General features: G+C 54.6%; 15 protein-coding genes and 1 pseudogene. 3 read left to right on the forward strand and 13 right to left on the reverse strand.

Going from position 1 to position 18695, the window contains the following annotated elements; all coding sequences use genetic code 11:
- Window positions 1–126 precede the first annotated feature (126 nt).
- From FGW20_RS13420 to FGW20_RS11250, 10 genes and pseudogenes are all read right to left on the reverse strand, one after another.
- A pseudogene (locus tag FGW20_RS13420) lies at window positions 127–1100 on the reverse strand (IS1634 family transposase); the annotation flags it as partial.
- A 189-nt stretch (window positions 1101–1289) separates the two neighbouring features.
- The gene (locus FGW20_RS11210; RefSeq protein WP_301678180.1) at window positions 1290–2204 is read right to left on the reverse strand and encodes a glycosyltransferase; all 915 of its coding nucleotides are present in this window, start codon (window positions 2202–2204) and stop codon (window positions 1290–1292) included.
- Window positions 2205–2395: 191 nt separating this feature from the next.
- Window positions 2396–3079, reverse strand: coding sequence for a class I SAM-dependent methyltransferase (locus tag FGW20_RS11215; protein ID WP_301678181.1), 684 nt, complete (start codon window positions 3077–3079; stop codon window positions 2396–2398).
- A 52-nt stretch (window positions 3080–3131) separates the two neighbouring features.
- Window positions 3132–4757: a dTDP-4-dehydrorhamnose reductase gene (gene rfbD, locus FGW20_RS11220; protein ID WP_301678182.1), complete on the reverse strand. Its 1626-nt coding sequence runs from the start codon at window positions 4755–4757 to the stop codon at window positions 3132–3134.
- Window positions 4721–5692 (reverse strand): dTDP-glucose 4,6-dehydratase, encoded by a 972-nt coding sequence (rfbB, locus tag FGW20_RS11225; RefSeq protein ID WP_301678183.1) that lies wholly within the window; start codon window positions 5690–5692, stop codon window positions 4721–4723. Before rfbB ends, rfbD begins: the two co-directional genes overlap by 37 nt.
- A 13-nt stretch (window positions 5693–5705) precedes the next feature.
- Window positions 5706–6182 (reverse strand): dTDP-4-dehydrorhamnose 3,5-epimerase family protein, encoded by a 477-nt coding sequence (locus FGW20_RS11230; protein WP_301678184.1) that lies wholly within the window; start codon window positions 6180–6182, stop codon window positions 5706–5708.
- Window positions 6183–6916: 734 nt separating this feature from the next.
- The gene (locus FGW20_RS11235) at window positions 6917–8089 is read right to left on the reverse strand and encodes a glycosyltransferase (protein ID WP_301678185.1); all 1173 of its coding nucleotides are present in this window, start codon (window positions 8087–8089) and stop codon (window positions 6917–6919) included.
- The gene (locus FGW20_RS11240) at window positions 8071–8736 is read right to left on the reverse strand and encodes a PHP domain-containing protein (protein ID WP_301678186.1); all 666 of its coding nucleotides are present in this window, start codon (window positions 8734–8736) and stop codon (window positions 8071–8073) included. The genes FGW20_RS11235 and FGW20_RS11240 overlap by 19 nt, the downstream gene beginning before the upstream one ends.
- Window positions 8717–9868 carry a carboxylate--amine ligase gene (locus FGW20_RS11245; protein ID WP_301678187.1) on the reverse strand — a complete coding sequence of 384 codons (1152 nt, stop codon included), beginning with the start codon at window positions 9866–9868 and terminating at the stop codon, window positions 8717–8719. Before FGW20_RS11245 ends, FGW20_RS11240 begins: the two co-directional genes overlap by 20 nt.
- Window positions 9865–11265: a polysaccharide deacetylase family protein gene (locus tag FGW20_RS11250; protein ID WP_048114664.1), complete on the reverse strand. Its 1401-nt coding sequence runs from the start codon at window positions 11263–11265 to the stop codon at window positions 9865–9867. The genes FGW20_RS11245 and FGW20_RS11250 overlap by 4 nt, the downstream gene beginning before the upstream one ends.
- 410 nt (window positions 11266–11675) lie before the next feature.
- Between FGW20_RS11250 and FGW20_RS11255 the strand changes: the two genes are divergently transcribed.
- The 3 genes from FGW20_RS11255 to FGW20_RS11265 all read left to right on the forward strand — a co-directional run bounded on the left by FGW20_RS11255 (window position 11676) and on the right by FGW20_RS11265 (window position 14937).
- Window positions 11676–12863 (forward strand): CDP-glycerol glycerophosphotransferase family protein, encoded by a 1188-nt coding sequence (locus tag FGW20_RS11255; RefSeq protein ID WP_048115164.1) that lies wholly within the window; start codon window positions 11676–11678, stop codon window positions 12861–12863.
- 350 nt (window positions 12864–13213) lie between these two features.
- On the forward strand, window positions 13214–13960 hold the full coding sequence (locus tag FGW20_RS11260) for a phosphocholine cytidylyltransferase family protein (protein WP_082223167.1): 747 nt from the start codon (window positions 13214–13216) through the stop codon (window positions 13958–13960).
- Window positions 13960–14937 carry an NAD(P)H-dependent glycerol-3-phosphate dehydrogenase gene (locus FGW20_RS11265; protein ID WP_301678188.1) on the forward strand — a complete coding sequence of 326 codons (978 nt, stop codon included), beginning with the start codon at window positions 13960–13962 and terminating at the stop codon, window positions 14935–14937. The genes FGW20_RS11260 and FGW20_RS11265 overlap by 1 nt, the downstream gene beginning before the upstream one ends.
- Window positions 14938–15029: 92 nt before the next feature.
- Here FGW20_RS11265 and FGW20_RS11270 read toward each other — a convergent pair whose 3' ends face one another.
- The 3 genes from FGW20_RS11270 to wecB form a co-directional block, all read right to left on the reverse strand.
- Window positions 15030–16037 (reverse strand): glycosyltransferase family 4 protein, encoded by a 1008-nt coding sequence (locus FGW20_RS11270; protein WP_301678189.1) that lies wholly within the window; start codon window positions 16035–16037, stop codon window positions 15030–15032.
- Between the two features lie 134 nt (window positions 16038–16171).
- The gene (locus FGW20_RS11275) at window positions 16172–17317 is read right to left on the reverse strand and encodes a glycosyltransferase family 4 protein (RefSeq protein WP_301678190.1); all 1146 of its coding nucleotides are present in this window, start codon (window positions 17315–17317) and stop codon (window positions 16172–16174) included.
- A 296-nt stretch (window positions 17318–17613) separates the two neighbouring features.
- The gene (gene wecB / locus FGW20_RS11280) at window positions 17614–18693 is read right to left on the reverse strand and encodes a non-hydrolyzing UDP-N-acetylglucosamine 2-epimerase (RefSeq protein ID WP_301678191.1); all 1080 of its coding nucleotides are present in this window, start codon (window positions 18691–18693) and stop codon (window positions 17614–17616) included.
- Window positions 18694–18695: the final 2 nt, after the last annotated feature.

Consider the following 18695-nt stretch of genomic DNA (forward strand, 5'->3'; position numbering starts at 1 on the left):
CGTTCTCCTGATCGGAAAGATAATCTTCGATTAACGCTAAGGGATCCATGGCCCTGTTTCTCCTTTGTCCAAATCTAGGTTGGATCCAGGGCCAATTCAATTTTACAGAACTTTCGTTACGCTACCCCACTTCTCGGCAGCGATCCGGGCATCCGGTTCGCAGGCGAACTCCCGTGCCCTGAGTTTTCGCAGCGATGTTTCAGCTTTCTTTTTGTCATTCTCCAGCCGTTTCTCGAACGTCTTCTCTTGCTGCCCCTGCATCGGCACCGAATGGGTAGACAACCCATTTTTGCGGGATGCTCGCATACTTGGACGCATGCTCCGCATACTGGTAGTGGTCATCCGTACACGGCTGCAGGGGGAGAACTGCGGCAACGAGAACCTTCACCTCGTTCAGGGTCGCCAACACCCGACCGATCCAGAAGGTATGGGTGCCAAGCGTGGCGAGGTTCTCGGCTGTATAGAACGCGGCATCGACGATGTGGTAGACTTGGTCCGGGTGTTGCAAACTCTCGGTCAATTGCGTGATGATCGCCAGCATCGTCTTCTTATCGGACTCGTTCCCGGAGAAGGTCTGCAGGAAGAGCGGGATGCCGTGCCGATATCCCGAGGATGAACTGCTTGAGAGCCCATCGGCCGTCCCAAGGACGGCCGTAGGTGATGGTCATATCGCGAGAGTCGAAGTCGGCGTCATACTCGCCGCTGACGCTGAAGGCGGTGGTGTCGACGTGGAGGCAGTGCGTGCCGTAATCACTGGCGAGCAGGCATGCCGCGACGATCACGTTGAAGAGTTCTGTCGGGCCGTACGCGGCGATCACGTCGAGCGTCCTGCCCAAGACGTCGTCATTGAGGTGGTCGATCGTCACGCCGTCGCCGAGGAGCCGGTCAACGGCGATGTCCGAGAAGACTCCGGATACAGGTAAAGACGCCGTTCCACGAATCCGAGACCGTTGAGCACATGACCTTGATGATATCTCCCTAGATGAGGTAGTGCTGCCGTGTCTCGGGAATGGCACGGTCAATGACCGCGCGATGCCGAGGGGGTCGAAGGCGCTGGCGACGATCCCGCGATGACCGATCGAGATGTAGGATCCTTCGATGAAGTCAGCAGAGGCTTTCCTAAAAGTACAAGGATCTTGCAGTTTGATAATTCAGTGAAGAGGAAACGATCCGGCGAAAGGTGGGGTACCAGGTCAAGGAGATCAAAAGCAAGACGATTCTCCATAACATGATGAAGGCAGGTTAAACAGTCGTGATTGTTGTTGTCTGGGAGGAATTCAACAGAGCCATTAAATTTTGAGGAGGGATCGTAACCATCGAATGGGATGCACGAAGACTAATTCGGTAAAACCTAAGAGGATAGATAGCACAATTAAAGGTAGGCAGATATATGATATCTTACCAAGATTGCTGTACTTCATGTTATAGTATAACCGCGATGTACTAACCCAGTAATAATGCTGCAATGCCTGTTTTAAATCGTGTTTCTTCTCAACATGCTTATGAATGAATATATCATTTATTGATATGGCATTAGTCAGCCCTATATCCTTTACTTTTTTTGCAAGAATCCTCTCCTCACAATATAAAAAAGTTTCCTCATCTAGAAGATCAACTTCCTTAAGTACGGTAGATCTTATGACAAAACAAGATCCTGGGATAGTATCCACATAATAGATACCTGGATTAACATGACTAATATTTGAGAATGTATCGTACTTCACAGGGTTGTACATGCGCCTTAATAGCCCGCTACTCAAAAAGACATCATCAAGGTTTGACGGGATTTTCCACGCTATCGATGCCACATGTAAAGTGCTGTGACGATCTAGCATGATCCCTGTTATTGCAGCAATTTTCTGATCGGCTTCCAAATATCCCATCATATTTCTGAAATAATCTTCAGCAACCTCGACATCTGGATTCATGATGGCAATATATGGAGATTTCAGAGTCTCAAGTGCATACCTTATACCAACGTTATTTCCTGATGCGTAACCTAAATTGCACTCGTTTCGAATCAAGTAAACATTACTGCAACTCCCAAACCGAGCCATCAAATGGTTATATGAGTCATCTGGAGAGCCATTATCAACAATTATAATCTGAACATTATCTTTGATATCGAGAAGTTGCGCAACCAAATTCTCTGTGTCATTCAACGAACAATAGTTAAGAATGATTATCGAGGTCTTTACTTGCATGGAGTTTCTCCCAGGTAACGTCTCAGATCTTCTGTAATTTGTCTGAACTCCGTCTCCTTGCCTGATCGTTCCTTCTCCTGGTCAATTCAAGAAGACTATTCCACGATACAAGATGCATGCGCAATCACTCCAAGAGTTCATTAAACTGCCACGCGTCGTTCTGATCCGGAGATATTGCGACAGCTCCATGATTATACTGTACCGTTTCTCCTTATTGCCTTGATGATATATTGAGTGGCTAAGAACGATCCTCCTGGCAAATACCTGCCCACAGAGTGATTCAGGCGCCTATCGATGTTACCGAGGTGCCCTCCCCCAAACTTCGGTTGCACCGAGACAACACCCAGACCCGCTTTATTAAAAAGGCGATACATCTCCCTTCGCGTGAAAAACCGGAGATGCGAACGATCTAGGATCCCTGCGTCTGCATACTCAAACTTGTCGTATAACACTAAGTCAAGCAGTATCCTGTAGTTCTTAACGTTTGGAATACTGGCGATTATATATCCCGTGCTCTTGAGATATAAGGAGTACCGCTCTAAAATAGCGGCAGAGTTCACGAGATGCTCCAGAACATCAGCAAAGATAATGTAATCAAAGTAGCCTTCTTCAAAGGCCGGCTCAATCTCTTCTACGTCACCAACCAGAATGGCATCAAGTCGGTTGCAATTATCCTGTAAGATATTATAGTTTAACTCTATCCCGATGATCTCTTGGGCTTTGTTAAGCTCTCGCAGTTTGATTAGCGTGTTTCCAGTTCCACAACCGACTTCCAGTATTCTGTGAGCTCCATCAGGGATTAGAGAGATGATATCCCATCGAACACCAGAGAAATAATGATTGCTTTTACCACGGTATAATTCGGTTTTGGACATAGTTTTCACCGAATGACGCTGCTTTCGGAACCTGCACACAGATAGGCACAGATCAACTATTATTACCCCCATCGATAGCCTTTGAGGGACAGTCTGCTAATTCAGGACTGAAATTTCCAGCAGTGCCCTGCCAGACACCATGACTTTGAACCATCACACTCGCCCTTAACAAACTCTCGAACGTCCCAGCATCGCTCCAGAACCCCTCCAGCACCGAGAACTCCATCGCGCTCCGCCGGATGTAGGCGTTGTTCACATCCGTGATCTCGAGCTCTCCCCGCCCGGACGGCTTGAGGGTCCTGATGATCTCAAAGACCCCGGCGTCGTAGAGGTAGAGCCCGGTCACCGCGAGGTTTGACTTCGGGACCTTCGGTTTCTCCTCAATCCCGATCACCCTGCTCCCTTTCACCTCGGCAACCCCGAAACGCTGGGCGTCGGGGACCTCTTTCAAGAAGATCTTCGCCCCGGACTCGAACGACTCAATGTCCTTTCTGATATCGTCCTGGAAGATGTTGTCGCCGAGGATCACCGCGACGTTGTCCGTCCCAGCCCAGGACTCTGCAAGCCCCAGCGCCTGGGCGATCCCGCCGGCGCCTTCCTGGATTTCATAGGTGAGCCGGACCCCCAGATCTTTGCCGGAGCCCAGCAGCTCGAGGAAGTGGCCCACATGTCCCCGTCCAGAGACGATCATAATATCCTTGATGCCTGCCGCGACGAGCGTCTGGAGGGGGTAGTAGATCATCGGCTTGTCATAGACCGGGAGCAGGTGCTTGTTCGTCACCTTCGTTAGGGGATAGAGGCGGGACCCGGTCCCGCCCGCAAGAATGATGCCTTTCATGGGTACTTTCACCGTAGGGCGCAGGTAGTCTTCCAGCGCCTCCTTCCAGGGGCGCATGGGGCTTGTCTTCGTGTTCACAAGCACCGAGTACGCGGGACGCTTCGCTTTTTGCGGGAACTCGCTGCTTTTGCAGGGAACGACGTTCGGGACGAAGGCCCGGGCAAACTCGTACCACGAGCAGACGCCGTCGTTTGTCGCATGGTAGATCCCCCGCGGACATTCGGCGATCTCGGCCGTCTTTTGGGCCAGGTCCATCGTGTAGGTGGGCTTGCCTACCTGGTCGATCACTATCCGGACGGTCTCGTTCGTCTGCGAGATGTGCCGGATCGTCTCGACGAAGTTCTTCCCGTGCCGGCCAAAGAGCCAGGAGGTCCGGATGATCCGGAAGTCGTCCATGTTCTCCGTAATCTTCTGCTCGCCGCGGAGCTTCGAGGCGCCGTAGACGTTGATCGGGTTCGGCTCGTCGGCCTCGACATACTCCGTCTCCGAGCCGTCGAAGACGTAGTCGGTGCTGTAGTGGACGAGCACCGCACCCACCTCGCGGCAGGCGGCGGCGATGTATCCCGGCGCGTCGCCATTGACGGCAAACGCCGTCTCGGGCTCGTCCTCGCACCCGTCGACGTTCGTGTACGCGGCCGCGTTGATAACGAGGTCGGGTTTTGCATCGCGGATATAGGCCTTCACCGCGGCCTCGTCGGTGATATCGAGGTCCTCATGCCCGCAGAGCCGGGCGCCGGAGAAGAGCGCCGCGAGGTCGTGCCCCAGCATCCCCCCGGCGCCGAGGATCAGGACCTTCGAGAACGTCATGGCGATCGCCCCTTCAGCGGTTGCCACCACCATTCATTCTCTGCGTACCACGCGATCGTCGCCGCGAGGGCGTCATCGAAACTATACGCCGGCTTCCAGCCAAGATTACGAAGTTTCCCGAAGTCCAGCGAGTAGCGGAAGTCGTGCCCTTTTCGGTCGGGGACGTACGCAATCATCGACCCGTCCTTCTCTAGGTGTTCGAGGATTTTTTCGGTGATCTCGAGGTTCGTCTTCTCCGCACCGCCGCCGATGTTGTAGACCTCCCCCGGCTCCCCGTGCCGGAGAACGAAGTCGATAGCTCGGCAGTGGTCGAGGACGTAGAGCCAGTCGCGGACGTTCTTCCCCGTGCCGTAGATCGGGACCTTCTTTCCCTCGAGGAGGTTCGTGGCAAAGAGCGGGATCAGCTTCTCTGGAAACTGGTAGGGCCCGTAGTTGTTGGTGCACCGGGTGACGATCACCGGGAGGCCGTGGGTGATGAAGAACGAGCGGGCCAAGAGATCGGATCCGGCCTTGCTCGCGGAGTAGGGGCTGGAGGGGTTCAGGTTGTCGATCTCGCAAAACGATCCCTCAGGAGTGCTCCCATAGACCTCGTCGGTCGAGACATGGATGAACCGCCTGACACCGTGTTTTTGCGCGTGGTCGAGCAGGGTGAAGGTCCCGAGGACATTCGTCCGCACAAAGGTGGAACCGTCGGAGATCGAACGGTCGACGTGGCTCTCCGCGGCGAAGTGGACGACGGTATCGATCGGGTGGCGAGAAAAGACGGCCGCTACCGTGCCAGGGTCGCAGATGTCGCCATGGAAGAAGGTGTAGTTCGGGTTGTCGGCGACATCCCGGAGGCTCTCCGGGTTTCCCGCGTACGTCAGCGCATCGAGGTTGACGATCGGAGTATCGGGGTGCTCCGTGAGCATGTAACGGATGAAGTTGCTACCGATGAACCCCGCGCCGCCGGTGATGAGTATGGTCATCTTTGTCGCCCCTTCATCCGTGTTTCAGCCCGGGTGCAAGACCCCAGTCGTAGGGGATCTCGTCGGTGTCCGGGGGCAGCCGGAACTCGTCGGGCTCGCTATAGTTGTAGGGCAGGGTCGGGATGCTCACAAAGAACGCCGTCTCGGTGCCGATGCCCTTGAACCCGTGGTAAACACCGGCCGGGACGCTGACAAGGATCGGGTTCTTCTCACCGACGAAGAGCTCCATGAGGTTCTTGTAGGTAGGGGAGTCTTCGCGGGCGTCGTAGAGCGCGACCTTCATCATCCCATGGACGCAGGTGAAGTTGTCGGTCTGCTTTTTGTGATAGTGCCACGCCTTGACAACGCCCGGGTAGGCCGTCGTGCAGTAGACCTGGCCGAACTGCTCGAAGATCTCGTCGTCACAACGGAGGATCTCCATCAGCCAGCCGCGCTCGTCGGGAATGACGTTGAGTTTCTTGATTCTGACGCCGTTAATAGTGTCCTTCATCGTTGTCACCATGAATTTGCGGTAGTTAACCGGGACTCTACAGCAGAATGCAGCAGCAACCCAAGAAATCTATAGTCGGATCATCCCCGATTATGGTTACATTTCCGAAAATTTCTTGTCTTACACATGCTATCTGTATCCAAAGATTGCTATTAGATTTCGTTGAACTACCAGATGCGAGCAGAACTCTGATCCCGGTGTACCCCGATTGTCACCTCACGACCCTATCAGAGGGTTTTGGGATGACCTCGATACCTGATAACTTGTTTAAAATTACTGTTACAAATACAATTTCTTTTCCTTTTGATGTCGGACTATTATTGGTCGCTTCGATTGCCTTCAGGTCACAATGGTGGATCCTGTTGATCACATGGAGAACATAGGAGTTCTATCCGGCCAGGGAACATTTCCGACTTCCCGCGGACTTACGGGAATCGCACAGGGCCGACTAGGCGTGGCTTCATCGGAATGAAGAATTTTTGGATAGTGGACCGTGTCATCTTATTTTGGAGGTTTTGCCGTGTGCAGGAACGATCAATTATGGCCTCACACGAAGGGCGAGTGCAGGAAACTGGGCACTTTCGGCTTTGGTGAATCACCACCAAGGTGCAATCCCGGGGACACGGCTTCCCACCAAGTATCACCACGACTGCCCCCGCTCCCCCTGATGGGCGAGGAGGGGGGACGGAGCGTATCGCCTCGGTTCAGGGATACGTGATTCTCCTCCACAAACTTCAGATTATACTGCCATATATCCGTAAAATCTTTTTTCCCACGCTTTCCCAGGCGTAAGGCCCGACGGCATTTGCAATTGCATCGGCATCCCACGGCATGCCGAATGCTCTGACAATACTCTCCGCAAGGCCCCTTGAATCTGCAGCATCACAGAGCAGGCCAGTTTTACCCGGCGTCACGATCTCTTCGCTTCCACCATTTTTTGTGGCAACGACAGGTTTCCCGCAGGCCATCGCCTCTACCTGGACAATCCCGAAGCTTTCCCTCAGACTTGGCAGGACAAAGAGGTCGCAGGCGTTCATCCATAACGGAATCTCGCCATGCGGTTTGCCTCCGATAAATTGCACGTATTGTTCAAGTCCTAATGATGACACCTTTTTTTCTAACCTGCGCTTTAACTCTCCTCTACCGACAATAAGACAAAGGACATCCGTTCTCTCTCGAACAACTTCGGAGATCGCATCAACCAGGTACGCGTAACCTTTGACTTCCACCAGATTTCCAACGCTAAGAAGTATCTTCCGATTGATGGGGAGGTTGAGGGCATTTCTGCAGGTCTCCGTTCGCATCGGGTAGAAGAGATCGTGTCTGAATCCATTCGGCACGACATTCACCGGAGTGGTCACATTCAGTCTCTTCATGCATTCGCGGTTGCTGTTACTGACGGTTATAATCACATCGGCGGCGTTGAGAATGGCTTCAATTCGCCCTCTCCACTCCGCATCTCGGAATGGCAGATCGTAGATATCGTACCCATGTGCGGTGACAACAAATGGGACTTTATGCTTCTCCTTCAGCTTCGCACCTACAAAGCCGTTCGGCCAGACAAAATGCGCATGAATGATATCTGGAGATGCTTTGGACCCCTGAAGCAAGTTTTCGATGGCATTATAATATCGCTCTCCAACCCTTTTGAACTGATGGTCAATGGGGAGATAGAAGAGAGACACCGGATAGATGGATACATTTTTTGGCAGAGCCATCCGATCGACAAGCGAATCCTTCCGGAAAGCCTTGAGGCGGGGAACTGGAAATATCCTGGAGATCTCGGTTGCGGGGTGGTACCTGACGTACACATCAGTATGAGCAAATGCCCTTGCGAGCAATTCTACCTGGTCCTTGACAAACGTAAGGTAATGGTCAGACAGCACCATCAGTCTATGATCTTCCATAGGTACCGCCATCCAGATTGTATCAGTTGCAGAAGTTCACCCCGTCTCAGGTGATGGGTTATGTGAGACCGGATAACCGCCGATCGTGAAGAGCACTCTGCACGTACAACTTTTCTTACCTCCCAGGTGCCGCAATTCACCAGCGCACTCACATTCCCGATCTCTGCGTAGGTATGCGCGTCGCTGCCATACATCCCGGGTTTCCGAAGCCTCCGGGCCAACTGCACCGCCCTCTCGTTCTGCTCTACCGTGCTTCGTGCATTCCATACTTCAATCATATCGACCGCTTTTGCCAGTTCGGAAACATTTTGATGTTCCCGATATGGGTGAGGGAGGACGGCAACGCCTCCCTGTTCCCTGATCTCGTCAATAACCTCATCCCATCTGCGGGAGCGAATCTCCTCATTGACGAGAAGACCGATTATGTCACCGGAGTCGGTTAGAACCTCCACACCGGGGATGACGGTCACCCCGATCTCCCTCTCCAGTTTCCTGGCTTCAAGGGAACCCCGGATAGTACCATGATCGGTTATTGCGACGCCGGTCAAACCCACTTTCTTCGCCTGCTTCAGGATCCTTCCCGGCCGCATCAACGAATCGTGCGAATATTTTGAGTGGATGTGACAGTCAAAGTAGAGGTCTTCCATGCGGCCTCCAGAATCTCCCCTGTTTGATGCGGAGCGCAAACTCGCCGGCCGTCATCCCCAGTTGCAGGATGTTGGGCACGATGTCGTGGGGATCGATGTCATAACAGATGGTCCTGTCCGCAAAATCGGAGATGAACTCTGGTACGGCTCCCGGTTTCGTCACGGCATGAAACACGTCCAGGGGGAAGAGCCACCTGAACTTGACGCCGATCTTATAGGAAAGAACCGGTTCGATGTCTCCTTCGCATGCCATCCTGCAGGTCAGGTACGGGAAGTCTACGCCGGATGCGATGGCGAGTTCAAGAGATCCCCAGAATTTAGGATTAATCTCCATCAGGAAGTACTTCCCGGTCCGCTCGTCCTTCTTGAACTCGACCATGGCTACGCCGTGCCACCTCAAACTGTCAAGCAGTTTCAGGCCCTGCTCCATCAACATGGGGTCGTAGATGCTCTCGGCAAGGGTGCTCGGACCACCGGTGACCGGATATTCCCGTAGCCGCCGGTGCATGAAAATTGCTCTTGCCTCCCCGTGATTGTAGAGCGCAAAAAATCCATAGCCCCCGCCAGAGATATATTCCTGGACGATTGGGGCGAACGCCGATATTTTTTGGTACTGGGATATAAGCTCCTCTGCCGAATTCGCATACCCGACATTCCCGTTCTCCCGTGCTCCCTTCACCACCACGGGATAGGAGAGGAAGTCTGCGACCCGCTCGACATCTTCAAGCGATTGCGGATAGAAGGTCTTTGGGATGGCGACGCCGATGCTCTCTGCAAGTTGCATGGTTTTATCTTTATTCCCGGCGAGGTCGATCGAGGCCCGATCCGGCAGGGGCACCCGGACATAGGGCTCCAATCTTTCCCTAACCCGGGATATCTGGTCGACTGCCGCGTAACTGATCGGCAGGACTACGTCGAACTGCTCCCGCTTTGCCAGGTCGTACACAGACTCGGCAAACGTGGTATCATGTTCGGGGTTGGGGGCGAGAATGCTTTTAGAGCAGTATTTTGAGTGGAATGAGACGCTCAGGCGCATATCAGAGAGCACCGTAACATCAATTCCCCTCTTTCCCAGAGACCGAACTGACGCCAGCGTGTGCTTGAAGTTTCCGTCAGTGATCAGAACCCTCATGACAAAACCACGTTCACCTGTTCTCTATCGAACCTGATATCCACATACCCGTCGCCGCAGACATACTCTGCATCGATATGCCGGACTCTCTCCGGGTCGACATGAACCCGGACACGCAACGGCGGCAATGATCGAGCCCGCTCGAGGCCTGTAATCGTGATTTTGAAGCCGTCTTCGGTCTTCGAATAGTCCAATCTGGCATTGCGGCGCATTCTGAACCAGTCGACAATATCAATTGCGCGCGTTACCCACGCCCCATCTGCCATGGCCCTGTTGATGATATTCGTATATACATCGCCCCAGTCGCGGGGCGCGGCCAGGCAATCACTGTGCCAGAGTATCGTGACAACACCACCGTATCGCAACGCCTGATCGAGGATCTCGTTGCAGGTCTGGTACGCCTCATCCTCGTCCAGACTCAGGCAGTCTACCCGCTTGCATCCCTCTTCTGTCGTGAGCCAGCAGTGCCTCCCGAACAGGCTGACGTCCTGGATGTGGAGAGGGAGTTCCAGCAGCCTCTCCACCCCGCGTGGCCGGTAGACCTGCAATGTCCCGGCCCGGAATCCGATATCCTCGTTGTACCCGAATGTTGAGTCGTAATCATAGCCGGCGTCATCAAGGATCTGCCATGTGCCCTCATCGAAGTGCAGCCAGTGAACCCGTGTGCCTACCCTTACTCTTGCGTCCTTCGGGAGAGACATGCGTTCATTCTCGGCGCTGGCTTTATCAACCCAGTTGTCTAGGCCATGAACCCCCACTTCCCACCCGCGGGCAGCAAGTTCATCAACCGGAGTATCATCGATTGAATAATATCCGGCACGAATCTTCGGAGACCCGATACCCGCATAGCCGCTCTGGGGCAGGAAGTAGAACGTAGACTTCACCTGGAGCTGCTCCTCAAGTCTCCTCCAGGTCTCAAAGAGATCCCAGGGGTCCTTCGCGAGGCCGAATTTCGCGAGCACGATTCTGGTTCCCTCGACAAACCTCCGCTGGCGGAAGCAGTTGTAGGCTGCATAGAAGACCGAAAGAAAAGACCGCTCTCTGACGGAGGCGACATCCACATCGTGCGTAAGCGCAAGCGAGTAGGTGTATCCCCAGGGTATCGGCGGGATCTCGATCAGCGGGGAGAAACGCTTGATCTGCTGGCGCAACGTGTCCAGGCACTCTTCGCAGAGCGGCCTGCGGTTACGAGGGAGCCCCTCGTTGAGCATATCGGCAATCTTTTTGATCAGGTCATTATCGGTGAGGTCAATTCGGTTACAGGTCTCTGGAATATGTCCGGTTTTTGTTATGACAACATCATACCTGGATGTCGGGGTATACCATTCCCAGGGAACCTTCAGTAACTGAAACACTTCCTCAACTGCATACTCATCGTCATGTTGCACTCCAATCATGTCTTTTTATGCCTCGTTTGAGATGTACAGTCCTTGCAGATTTCCCGCATCCTGATATGTCACAACAGATCGATTCAGACAAATCAATTTGATAGACATTAACTTATACCTTATCGAAATACGGAACTCGTGGGATTATGGTGTAATTTATGATTTTTTTAAACCAACTATGATAGTAGATACAATTCACGGCTGTATGCACTAATATGTCCCACAATCACCCGGTACGCACCCTCTTCATCTATCCCGGGTAACACTGCCTCCTTGGCCCCCCAGTTCATTCATACAACCCCTCAAACGCTCCACCAAGCAGCCAACCGCCCATGCGACCCCACCCAGTTCCACCAAATCGCCCTGTCCCCCAACCGTTTACTTAAACAATGAGAACGCGAGTATATCCCCTCGATCCAATGGTCCCTCGCAGTATCGTCAACGGCATCCGATCGCTGGCCTATGATGCAGGCACCCTTCTTTTTTCAGCGGTATCACTGCTCGTGCCGAAAGATGAGCATAAAATCCTGTTCTTCTCGGTGCCCGATTACTCCGACAACGCAAAGTACGTCTACGACAAAATGCTCGAATCCGGCCTCGATAGAACCCATCAGTTGATCTGGTGCGTCTACTCACCCATCAATGCAAACCACGTCATCCGCCGCTCACGTGAATACCTCTACCATGCGCTGACGGCAAAGTACATCATCAGCACCCACGGCACACCAGCCTGGAAGTCCAGAAACCAGGTAAGCATCGAACTATGGCACGGCCTCCCGCTGAAGACGATCGGGTACTTTGCCGATACCGACTTTCCGAACGCCGCCGCGAGACTCTCTGCAACATGGAGGCTGCGGAGGTTTGCGAACTCCGTGGACTATCTTATCACACCCTCAGAACTCGAGCGGCTGATCTTCTCTTCCGCTTTCCTGATCGATCCCGGTAAGGTTCTGGTCCTTGGACAACCCCGGTGCGATGCTCTTTACAGGCCCAGAGCTGCCGGGATAAACGTACTATGCCGTATCCTCGGCCGGGACGGCACTTCTGAAAAGAGGCTTCTACTGTATCTTCCCACCTTCCGGGAATATGATACCGGTGCGAGCCGTAAAATCCTCGAAGAGATCCTCGCAAGCGAGAAGTTTCGCCGGTTCGTGAAGGACGAGAATCTGCTTTTTGTCTGCAAACCGCACTCTCACGACGAGAATCTCTTCCAAGCGTATAACGGAGAGCATATCCACATACTCTTAAACGATGACCTGCGGAAATCAGGTGATACCATCTACGACTTCCTGAACGCCGTCGATATCCTGATCACCGACTACTCGTCGGTGTACTTCGACTTTCTTCACCTGAACCGACCGATCGTCTTCCACGTGCCCGATATTGGGGAGTACCGGGATCAAAGAGGATTTATTCTCGAACCGTTTCGCGACTGGGCACCGGGAGAGGTCTCCACCAATGTCGATGAACTGATAGAAGCGCTTACGAATGCCCTCGCCGGCCCGGACAGATGGGAACCGGAGAGGATCAGGCTACGACGGTTATTGTTCAGGTACACCGACGAACTCGCATCTGAAAGAGTCTGCAGACTGATCGAGCAGCGTTAATCAGATCTGGTTGGAGATGTCGCAGAATCTTTCGGGTGGACCTACCAGGAGACTTTGAGCCTTTCAAGCACCCTCCGGGTCACGGCTTGCACCTCCCGGAAGTTATGCATTCGGCGGACGCATCTCCCCACATCGCTGCCAGAATAAAAGCATGCTCATTTCAGACCATGGTACAGTCCACACGGCAGAAATCCCGCATATGATCGCTTTGTACCAGGTGCGCCAAAGGCTTGCAGGCGGTTTTGGGGAGAACCTCAGCAACACGACCGGTTGATACGCACAGTTAATAACCAAATATTGTTATAATCTACAGGCGTATATCGCACGATAAATAAGAGCGGTGTTTCACTTTGATCGGCGTAATCCTGGCAGCGGGATGTGGACGAAGATTGGGCAGAGACATCGATCTCGAGAAGATCGGCCCGAAATGCCTGCTTACAATCGACAATTGCACGCTGCTGGAACGAATAGTCTCGGATCTGGTGTCTTCTGATGTAGACGCGGTCACCATCGTCATCGGGTACAAGGCGGATATGGTACGGAAAGCCTGCACGACACTGGAGAGAACCTATGGCGTTCGGCTCAATCTGGTTCGTAACGGTGACTACCTCTCGACGAACACAGCCTATTCCCTCAATATCGGGCTATCTGGCATACATGACGATGTTGTCATCTTTAACGGCGACGTGCTGTACGATCGTGCCATCCTGGACAATTTATTGAAGATAGATCAGACCGCGATTGTGGTTGACAATACAAAGCCGCTCACGGAAGAATCGTTTAAAGTGAAGATAGTAAACGGCCGGATCGAAGAGATGGGAAAAACCGTCCCGATAGTAAACGCGACAGGGGAGTTCATCGGTATCTCGAAGATCGCCGGCAGGGATATCGGCGAAGCGAAACGGTTGCTGAATGCCCTGGTTTCGGGGGATCCGAATAACTACTACGACTTCATCTACCAGTCCCTGTCAGAGAGCGGGAACCTTGCATACTCGTTCACGAACGGACTGAAATGGACGGAGATCGACGATATCCGGGACCTCAGGTATGCCGAGAGCATCGCGGGCATAGCCGCCGGTGCACGGGGGCGGTTTTGATGATATCGAAAGTTGGGGTCATCGGTGCCGGAAGCATGGGTACCGCCATTGCGCAGAGCATCTCCCGGAGGGCCGGAGAGGTTATCGTGTTCGGGAGGAGACAGGCGGTTGTCGATTCGATTAACCGTGACAACTGTAATTCGCGTTATTTCCCGGGTCTGCGCTTGAACCCCAATATCCGTGCGAGACTAATGGGCGACAGATTGGATGTCGTGGACTGTGCGGCCGTGGTCATCGCTGTCCCCTCAAGTGAAGTTCGGTCTATCGTTAGCGCTGCGCACGAAGATCTTGCAGGCAAGTTCCTCGTCACGGTAGCCAAAGGACTGGAGTACCCGTCGCTCAAAACGATGAGTGAAATTATCCGCGATGAGACGGGCAACCCGAATATGGCCTGCTTCTCAGGGCCGACCTTCGCCGATGAGATTGCCTACGGTCATATCGCCGGCGCTACGATAGGTGCCGGCGGGGATCCATCGCTGAGAGCAACGATCTCGGATCTCTTCGGGGAATTCATCCTGGATTTTTCGGACGATATCAGAGCGGTCGAGTTATGCGGCGTGCTGAAGAACGTATACGCCATCGGAACGGGGATGTGGGATTCGGTTTACAGCAACCATAACGAGCACTACACCTTCCTGAACATGTGCTACAAGGAGATGTGCACCTTTTTACGGGCTATTTCTCTTGATGAAGGGATATTCACAAAATTCTGCTGCTTTGGGGATTTCAACCTGACCGCCAACGTGGATAAAAGCCGCAACCGGACACTGGGGCTGATGGTCGGCAAAAAGATCGTAAAAACCCCCTATTTAGAGTCCGGCGTGACGTTCGAGGGGTCCAGATCGGTCAAAGGGATCATCGAACTGGCCGAGAACCATGACATCGACATGCCCATCGCACGGTTCGTCTACGACGTCCTGAGCGGGAATAATAACGTGCGGGAATCGGTCGATGGGCTCATCAGGAAAGCGCCCTGAACGATCCGGGCGGACTCAAAACCTCCTGTATGGTTGGGTTCATCCCCTTCGCCGTGAAGATTCGCTCCACCGGCAAAATCCAGAGATCCGGATCACACAGATCTTTCCTCGATGATATTCCGGATTTTTTGCATCCTCTCCTCAAGGGAGAACTCCCTCTCAACCCTGGCTCTTGCCGCTTTCCCCCTGTCTGACCGTAACGCCTCCGATATCGCCGCTGCCGTCGCTTCCGCATCCCCGTACGGCACCACGAATCCCGTGTCTCCCACCACCTCCGGGAGGGCGCCCCTGTCCGTCACCACGGGGACGCACTCACAGGACATCGCTTCGGCAAGCGCAACACCGAACGACTCCCGGTAGGAGAGCTGGCAGTAGACCTTTGCCCGGCGGTACCACTGCAGGAGTCCCCCCTGAGAAGGAGACGGGACAACCTCGACGTTCGCCGGGGCATCCCGTCTCAGGTCTTCGATGCTCCCGTCAAGATCGCGGCCGATGATGGCGAACCGGAGATCCGGGAGGCGTTTCGCAGTCTCAAGGAACGTGTCGAGGCCCTTGAGCGTGATGTTGCTCTGGTTGATCTGGCATACCGTGATGACGAGATCGTCTTTTTCCTCTCCCGGGGAGAACTGCGCGCAGTCGATCCCGTTATAGACGACTGCAACGTGACGGTGATCGCCCAGTTCCAGTATCTCCCGCCTGTTGAACTCCGATACCGCGAGGATATGGTCGGCGTTTTGGATGATGTAGTTCACCCTCTTTGCAAGTTTCGGGTCCAGCAGGGCACCATACTCAATCTCAGGCTCTCTCGCGACCTCGTACCCGCCGATGACGACGATGGTTCTCTTCCCGAGGAGATTTGCCAGCGTTACGGCGAGATACGAATGGTTGTGGGCAAACCAGGAGTAGGTGAGATCGGCCCAGAGGACTCCCCGGAGTATCTCAAACGTGATCAGGAGTGACCGCTTCAGGCCGTTTTTCCCCTGGTAGTTGCTGATGACGGCCTCCCGGACACGGTATTCCCGCCTGAGCGCCTCGAGATCGCGCTCGGTGAATGTGGATGGAGAAGGGGATACCAGGAATATCTTCGTTTGCTCCTTCACGTGAATTCCTCCAGACTTTGCTAAACGGGCTCATGCAACCCTGCAGCAGGCGTGTCCATGCGGGGTGATGCTGTTCGTGGGATAAACCGGGTATCCCGTATGCGAGAGATAGGAGCACTGGATAAGGCCGGAAATTATCGCGCTCTGCGGCCACGGCTCCGATCGCCCCTTCCCGCCTCCTCAACCTGCCTGTATACCCCGAGCAGCCTCTTCTCCATCTCCCCCCAGTTATACCGCTCTAGAACCGCCTTCCGCCCATTCTCCCCCATCCTCCGCGCCTCGTCCGGGTGCTCGAGCAGGTAGACGATCGCCTCCGCGATCGCATCCGGGTCGGTCGGGTCGACCAGCACCCCGCACTCTGTCTCCCCCACCACCTTCCGGATCTCCGGAAAGTCGCTCGCAACGACCGGGAGACCGCAGAGCATGTAGTCGAAGAGCTTGTTCGGGAGGCCGATGTATGCATTGTAGTAGTCGGGTTGGAAGACGAGGAGGCCGATGCTGCCCTTACGGAGCGTTTCGTACATTTCCTGGTAAGGGAGGTAGCCAGTCAGAGTGATCTCCGGTCTCGGGTCCGTCTTCGCAGCGATCGCACCGATATCTTCGCGGATGTTCCCGACGAGGGTCAGGGTGACCCCGGGAACCGTTGCAGCCACCTTCGACATCGCCTGGATGCACTCCCTGATGCCGTGGAACAACTGCATATTTCCGGCCATGTAGACCACGTTGCGGCTGCGTCCTGCCTGCGGAGCCGGCGGCACCGGGCCAGCAACCGAATAGTTGGATACGATCACAGGCAGTGTCCCGTTCCGACCGAATCGTTCCGCGACGCTCTCGCTGACGGCGATCTTTGCATCGGCAAACCGCGAGAGCAGGATCTCTCCCCGGGAGAGCATGGGTTCAAGGACCCTCGTGAGGACCGTCGCGTTCGGGATACCGAGATCGAACGGGATCTCGCTCGGCCAGTGCTCATGGATGTCGTAAATGACCCGCTTCCCTTTGAGAAACTTCGTAAGGACCCCGATGAGGAGGGCATCGGGCTCATGGCAGTGGACGACGTCGCACTTCTGGTTCAGGCACGCCCGAAACGCCCTCCAGAGCGTCACCGGATGAAGGAGGTTTGAAGGGGGTTTCCGGACGGCGACGATCTGCACGCCTCCGTTCTCATCGATGCTCTCGTTCTCCGAAGGGGCGATGATCGTGACATCGTGCTCCTTTGCCAGGCTCTTCGCCTCTTTCTCGAATATCCGCCCGTCGTGGGGCAGGTGGGTCGTGGTGAGCATACAGATACGCATAATCCGGAGTTCGTTTGCGCCTCCCTGGCCGGGACCTTCCCTGATGTCACCGGGCACAAATGAGGGGGGTAAGCGACTCCAACTGTCTTTCGGGAGACTTATACTTTATCGTAGTGGGCGGCACCGGGCAAATAAGGAGCATACCGGATCGGAGGAGAACTCCAGTCAGCTGCAAAAACAGTGAATGCGCCGGGAAGGATCAAATATTATGCAATGGTCGAAATTTCGAACGTAAGTTTACCAGCCTCAACGTTCACTCGTGTCCCGGCACATGCCGGGCACTGTTATCCAGATCGGGCATACTGAAACCGGGCAAGGATCTTCCCGATCAGAACACTGGCGTTTCCGTCACCGAATACGCTCTTCTGACGTGTTCCGGGTGAAAAATGCCGAATAGCATCGACAATCTTCTCCCTCCCCGCCCCCACGAGCACGTTCCACCCCGCCTCGACCGTCTCGACCCATTCGGTGTTCTCCCGGAGGGTGATGCAGGGCACGCCAAGCATGTAGGCCTCCTTCTGGACACCGCCGGAGTCGGTGAGGATCTTTTCCGCGTGCGCCATCAGGCGGATCATGTCGAGGTAGCCGAGCGGTTCGACGACCCTGACGTTCTCCGGCATCTTCGTAAGAAGGCCGTATCCTGCGAGGCACTTCCGTGTCCGGGGATGAACCGGGAAGACGACCGGTCTATCGGTCTCCCCAAGCGCGCTGAGGATGGCAGCCATGTTTTCACGATCATCGGTGTTCGACGGCCGGTGGACGGTGACGACGAGGTACTCCCCCGGCCTGACCCCGATGTCCTCGAGGATCCGGGAGCGTTCTTCCGCGATCCCGCGGTTGTAGTTCATCGCATCAAGCATCACGTCCCCGACGAGGTGGACGCCCTTCGTGACTCCCTCGGCCGCGAGGTTTGCAACGGCGGTCTCCGTCGGGCAGAAGAGGAGGTCCGATGCGTGATCGGTGAGCACCCGGTTCACCTCCTCGGGCATACGCCTGTCGTTGCTCCGGAGCCCCGCCTCGACGTGGGCGACCGGCATGTGGAGTTTTGCCGCCGCAAGCGCGCCCGCGAGGGTGGAGTTCGTGTCGCCGTAGACTAACACGACGTCGGGCTTCTCCTTTTCGAGGACATCCTCGATCGCCCCGAGCATCGCCCCGGTCTGGCGACCGTGGGTCCCGGAGCCGATGCCGAGGTTGTAGTCGGGCTTCGGAATCGCCAGTTCCTCAAAGAAGACCTCCGACATGCCGTGGTCGTAGTGCTGGCCGGTGTGGATGAGGATCTCCTCGTGCTCTTTCCTGAGTTCCCGGGAGACGGGAGCGCACTTGATGAACTGCGGCCGGGCGCCGACGATCGATGCGATCTTCATGG

This window comes from Methanoculleus methanifontis, from assembly GCF_030464365.1.
Classification (GTDB): Archaea; Halobacteriota; Methanomicrobia; order Methanomicrobiales; family Methanoculleaceae; genus Methanoculleus; species Methanoculleus methanifontis.